This window comes from Segeticoccus rhizosphaerae, from assembly GCF_009192725.1.
GTDB classification, from domain to species: Bacteria; Actinomycetota; Actinomycetes; order Actinomycetales; family Dermatophilaceae; genus Segeticoccus; species Segeticoccus rhizosphaerae.
In genome coordinates this window covers 1-4931 of sequence record NZ_VOHR01000278.1, presented here as the reverse complement: position 1 = coordinate 4931, position 4931 = coordinate 1, and the positions used below count along the sequence as shown (strand labels likewise).

Below are 4931 nucleotides of genomic sequence, written 5' to 3'. Positions count from 1 at the left end.
CTCCGGGAACTCCGAGGCCAGCAGCGCGAGGACGGCCGGAGCGGCGAGGGCCGCGCCGAAGCCCTGCACACCGCGCGCCGCGAGCAGCCACCACCCCGCCGTGGCGAGGCCGCCGGCGAGCGAGGCGAGGCTGAAGACGGCGACCCCGGCGAGGAACACGCGGCGACGTCCGAAGATGTCACCCGCCCGCGCTCCGAGCAGCAGCAGGCCGCCGAAGGCGAGCGTATAGGCGTTGAGCACCCAGGACAGGCCGCTCGAGGTGAAACCGAGGGCCTGCTGGATGGAGGGCAGCGCCACGTTGACGATGCTCATGTCGAGCACCACCATCAGCTGCGCGACGAGGATGACGGCGAGCAGCACGGTCTTGCTGTGACGAGGCTGCGCGGGCGCAGGTGCGCCGCGCAGCAGGAGGTTAGTCTGAGAGGACATTGAGGTGGTTCCTTCGAGGTATCATCGGTAAGTGGAGGCGCCCTCCATTACGATACGGAGGCGTCCTCCACTTCGCAAGAGGTTTCGGACGACGAATTTCCGAGCACGTTCTCGGACCGAGATGACGGAGGTGCCCCAGGTGGTGACGCCCAAGGCGTCGGACGCGGCGACGACGGAGCGCCCCCTGCGCGCCGACGCGCAACGCAACCAGGCCAAGCTGATCGAGGCGGCCCGCGCGGAGTTCGTCGAGCACGGCGCCGACGCCCCGCTGGAGGACGTCGCCCGCCGCGCGGGCGTCGGCATCGGCACCCTCTACCGCCGCTTTCCCACCCGGCTCGACCTGCTCGAGGCCATCTACAGGAACGATGTCGACGCGATCGCCGGCCGGGCCGTGGAACTGGCCGACGAAGCCGACGTCTGGTCCGCGTTCCGCACCTGGATCACGGAGTTCAGCGCGTATGCCGTGTCCAAGCGCGCGTTGTTCCAACAGCTCTTCGACGCCATCGGCAAGGGTTCCGCCACCATGACGCACTCTCGTGAGACCGTCTCCGCGGCGATGACCACGATGCTCGAGCGGGCGCAGCAGGCAGGTGTCGTGCGGGCCGATGTGTCTGCCTCCGACGTCACCCGCCTGGTGGGCGGCTGCACGATGATGGGCGCGCTCGAACCCGACCAGGCCGCGCGGATGGTCGAGGTCGTGCTGGACGGCCTGCGCGCCTGAGTCCCACTGCTTCCTGTTGCGGGGCGAGCGGCCCCCTCGAGGGAGCGCTCCCCTCTCACGACTGCCCCGGTCCCGATGACTCGCCCCGATCTGCTGGCGCACACGCTGCTAACGTCGCTTTCGTACCCAAACTCATTCGCCTGAAGGGGTCGTCACCGTGAGCACCACACCCATCAAGGTCGCCGTGACCGGCGCCGCCGGCAACATCGGCTACAGCCTGCTCTTCCGCATCGCAAGCGGCGCCCTGTTCGGCCCGGACACCCCGGTCGAGCTGCGTCTGCTCGAGATCACGCCCGCCCTCAAGGCGCTCGAGGGCGTCGTCATGGAGCTGGACGACTGCGCGTTCCCGACCCTGGCCGGTGTCCAGACCGGCGACGACCCCAAGAAGGTCTTCGAGGGCGTCAACCACGCGCTCCTGGTCGGCGCCCGCCCGCGCGGCCCGGGCATGGAGCGCAGTGACCTGCTCGAGGCCAACGGCGGGATCTTCGCACCGCAGGGCAAGGCGCTCAGTGAAGTCGCCGCGGACGACGTCAAGGTCACCGTCACCGGCAACCCGGCCAACACCAACGCCCTGATCGCGATGAGCAACGCGCCCGACATCCCGCGCGAGCGGTTCACCGCGCTCACCCGGCTCGACCACAACCGTGCGACCGCCCAGTTGGCCAAGAAGCTGGGCGTGCCGGTCACCGAGATCAGCAAGCTGTCGATCTGGGGCAACCACTCCTCGACCATGTACCCCGACCTCTTCCACGCCGAGGTCGGCGGCCGGGGCGCCGTCGAGGCGGTCGGCGACCAGACCTGGATCGAGGAGACCTACATCCCGACCGTCGCCAAGCGCGGCGCGGCGATCATCGACGCGCGCGGCGCCTCCTCGGCCGCCTCCGCCGCGTCGGCGACCATCGACCACGCTCGTGACTGGCAGCTGGGCACCGACGGGCGCTGGGTCTCCATGTCGGTGCCGTCCGACGGCTCCTACGACGTGCCGGAGGGGCTGATCTGTTCCTTCCCGGTGACCGTGGAGGACGGGAAGTGGCAGATCGTGCAGGGGCTCGAGATCGATGACTTCTCGCGCGCCCGCATCGACGCGTCGGTCAAGGAGCTCACCGAGGAGCGCGACGCCGTGAGCAAGCTCGGCCTGCTCTCCTGACGGCCGCGACACGACGGCCTCGGCAGCACCGGCTGCCGGGGCCGTTTCGCGTCTGTCGCCTCGGCGGGACTCAGCCTTCCAGCGAGATGGGCGGCCGGGCCCGCGTTGCCGACTGCGCTGCGGTGGTCGGCAATGCTGCGCCGGGTGCGATCCCAGACGTCGATGACGATGCCGCGGGGGCCGCGGCTGTTGCCGCGCCGTTGACCGAACCCGGACCGCGGGGGCGCATGTCCAGGACCGAGAGCACTCCCGCCAGGACCGCGGCCAGCGCGAGCATGACCACGACGTCGGTCGCCCGCGAGCGCACCGCCAGGCTGCCGGCGGCGGCAGGCGGAAGCACCAGCCGCAAGAACGCCGACAGGGCAAGGGAGCCCGCGATGACGTAGCCACCCCGCAGCAGGTGGCCGTCAGCGATGAGGAGCAGGCCCACCACGAGTCCGGCAGCGAGCACCCACCAGACCCCGAGCGGGCGGTCGCTCATGCTCGCTGGCGTTCGGCGGCCTCGACCACGTTGGTCAACAACATCGCTCGCGTCATGGGCCCCACCCCACCGGGGTTCGGCGAGACCCACCCAGCCACCTCGTCGACGCCGTCGGCCAGATCACCGGCCACCTTGCCGTCGACCCGGGACACGCCGACGTCGATGACGGCGGCACCGGGCTTGACCATGTCGGGGGTGATGAGGCCCGGCTGCCCGGCTGCGGCAACCACGATGTCGGCCTGCCGCACGAGCCCCGGCAGGTCGCGGGTCCCTGTGTGGCACAGCGTGACGGTGGCGTTCTCGCTCTTGCGGCTGAGGAGCAGGCCGAGGGGGCGACCGACGGTGAGTCCGCGACCGACGACGACGGCGTGCGCGCCGGCGAGCGGCACGTCATACCGGCAAAGCAGCTCGATGATGCCGATCGGGGTGCACGGCAGCGGCCCCGTCTCGCCGAGCACCAGACAGCCGAGGTTGAACGGGTGCAGGCCGTCGACGTCCTTGGCCGGGTCGACGCGGGAGAGGAGAGCGAATTCGTCCAGTCCGGTGGGTTGCTGGACGAGGAACCCGGTGCACGCGGGCTCGGCGTTGAGCTCGTCGACGACCGCCTCGACCTCCGCCTGGGTGGACGTGGCGGGTAGGTCGCGGCGGAGACTGGCGATGCCGACCTCTTCGCAATCACGGTGCTTGGCACCGACGTACCACCGGCTGCCCGGGTCATCCCCCACGAGCACGGTCCCAAGACCCGGGACGATTCCGTGCTCCCGCAGTTCGGCGACGCGCGACTTGAGCTCTGCCTTGATCGTCGCGAGGGTGGCCTTGCCGTCCAGGAGAGTTGCCGTCACGGGACCTCATCCTGCCATGGCCGATCCCGACGGACGATGACTGTCGGCGCCGCCTGCCCGGCGGTGGTCCATTACTGGCCCGATCACCTCGGCCTCCAACCCGACCACCCTTGGCGCCGACGGCTGCGCGAGCATCGACATGTGCTTCGACCGCTCGGACCGCGAGGCCTCGTGGGAATGATTCTCAGTTGAGCGGCGTTGTCGCGAGTGGCGGGCGTTGTGCCTGTCACTGTCCCGGCTGGCCGCTCGGGGCAGCGTTCGTAGGCCTTTTGTCGACTCACGAGCCAGTCAGGACACCACGATGAGCACGCCCACCCTCGACCGCCCCGACCTGCGTGATCCGAGCACCGGAAGGGTGCTGCCGCTGGCGGCCACCCGACCGTTGACCAAGAACGACCGGTGCGACGCACTCGGGTCGGTCCCGGACGCCAAGGGACGGCGGATGCGTCCGGGAACCTGCGGTGTCGAAGCACTGGTGCGTGCCTGGATCCCCCGGGTCGACCGGCCGTTGTACTTCCGCGGGCACCACTATCGCGCCCACGAGCCCCGACTGCTCGAGGCCGGCGCCTTCGTGCACGACGAGCGTGATCGCGTGGCTCCCGCTGCCGTGACGCAGGGCTGAATCTCTCGTTGTTCGCGGGCGATTCCGGACGTCGTCGACGCGGCGCTCACCCCAGCAGCTGAGTCCGGATTCAGGCGCTGGCTCGGCGCGCGGCCTGTGAGCGCCTCCGGCCGGCAGCGACGCTCGCCATCGCCGCAGCGGCCAGCGTGATCGCGAGACCCAGCACGACCTGGGTGCCGATCTGGCCCCTCGTGCGGGGCGAGGCGAGGTCCAGCGCGAGTGCGGTAAGCAGCTGTCCCGACAACGTGACCAGCCCGAAGAGCAACACGCCCGTGTGACGGACCGCCCAGGCCGCCAGGGCGATGAACCCGATCCCGCACAGCCCGCCGAGCCAGGACCACCACGGAGGCGTGCCGGCGCCCGAGCCTCCGCCGTCGGACCGGGCCAGGGCCACGATCCCGGTGAGGACCAAGAGCAGCACGGTGCCGGTCGCGAAGTTGAGCCAGGTCGTCGACAGCGGCTGCCGGGACACCCCGTTGACCTTGCCGTTCACCGCCTGCTGCGCGGCGGACGAGACACCGACGAGGAAGGCCAGCACGGCCGGGAGCAGCGCGACCGTCGAGGTGCCGTGCTCGCCGAAGACGGCGACGGCGACCCCCACGATGGCCAGCAGGGCGGCGAGCATCCTGGCCCGGGTGACGTCGGTGCGGCCGGCCGGGCCGAGCCCGAGCCGGTCCACGCCCAGCCCG

7 protein-coding genes are annotated in these 4931 nt (G+C 70.8%); 3 read left to right on the top strand and 4 right to left on the bottom strand.

Annotated elements, in window-relative coordinates:
- Positions 1 to 429, bottom strand: a 429-nt coding sequence (locus FRW57_RS17150; protein WP_152186562.1) for an MFS transporter, incomplete at its 3' end; no start/stop codon positions are given.
- A 139-nt stretch (positions 430 to 568) separates the two neighbouring features.
- On the opposite strand from FRW57_RS17150, the gene FRW57_RS17145 reads away from it, so the two are divergent.
- On the top strand, positions 569 to 1150 hold the full coding sequence (locus FRW57_RS17145) for a TetR/AcrR family transcriptional regulator (protein WP_202911342.1): 582 nt from the start codon (positions 569 to 571) through the stop codon (positions 1148 to 1150).
- Positions 1151 to 1307: 157 nt separating this feature from the next.
- Positions 1308 to 2297, top strand: a complete 990-nt coding sequence (locus FRW57_RS17140; RefSeq protein WP_137119798.1) for a malate dehydrogenase — start codon at positions 1308 to 1310, stop codon at positions 2295 to 2297.
- A 70-nt stretch (positions 2298 to 2367) separates the two neighbouring features.
- On the opposite strand, the gene FRW57_RS17135 is transcribed toward FRW57_RS17140, so the two are convergent.
- Entirely contained in the window at positions 2368 to 2778 is a 411-nt protein-coding gene (locus tag FRW57_RS17135) for a DUF3017 domain-containing protein (protein ID WP_137119799.1), read from the bottom strand.
- The gene (locus FRW57_RS17130) at positions 2775 to 3620 is read right to left on the bottom strand and encodes a bifunctional methylenetetrahydrofolate dehydrogenase/methenyltetrahydrofolate cyclohydrolase (RefSeq protein ID WP_152186561.1); all 846 of its coding nucleotides are present in this window, start codon (positions 3618 to 3620) and stop codon (positions 2775 to 2777) included. The genes FRW57_RS17135 and FRW57_RS17130 overlap by 4 nt, the downstream gene beginning before the upstream one ends.
- A 301-nt stretch (positions 3621 to 3921) precedes the next feature.
- Between FRW57_RS17130 and FRW57_RS17125 the strand changes: the two genes are divergently transcribed.
- Positions 3922 to 4242, top strand: coding sequence for a DUF7455 domain-containing protein (locus tag FRW57_RS17125; protein ID WP_137119801.1), 321 nt, complete (start codon positions 3922 to 3924; stop codon positions 4240 to 4242).
- Positions 4243 to 4312: 70 nt separating this feature from the next.
- On the opposite strand, the gene FRW57_RS17120 is transcribed toward FRW57_RS17125, so the two are convergent.
- On the bottom strand, positions 4313 to 4931 hold a 619-nt coding region (locus FRW57_RS17120), incomplete at its 5' end, for a DMT family transporter (RefSeq protein WP_203230385.1).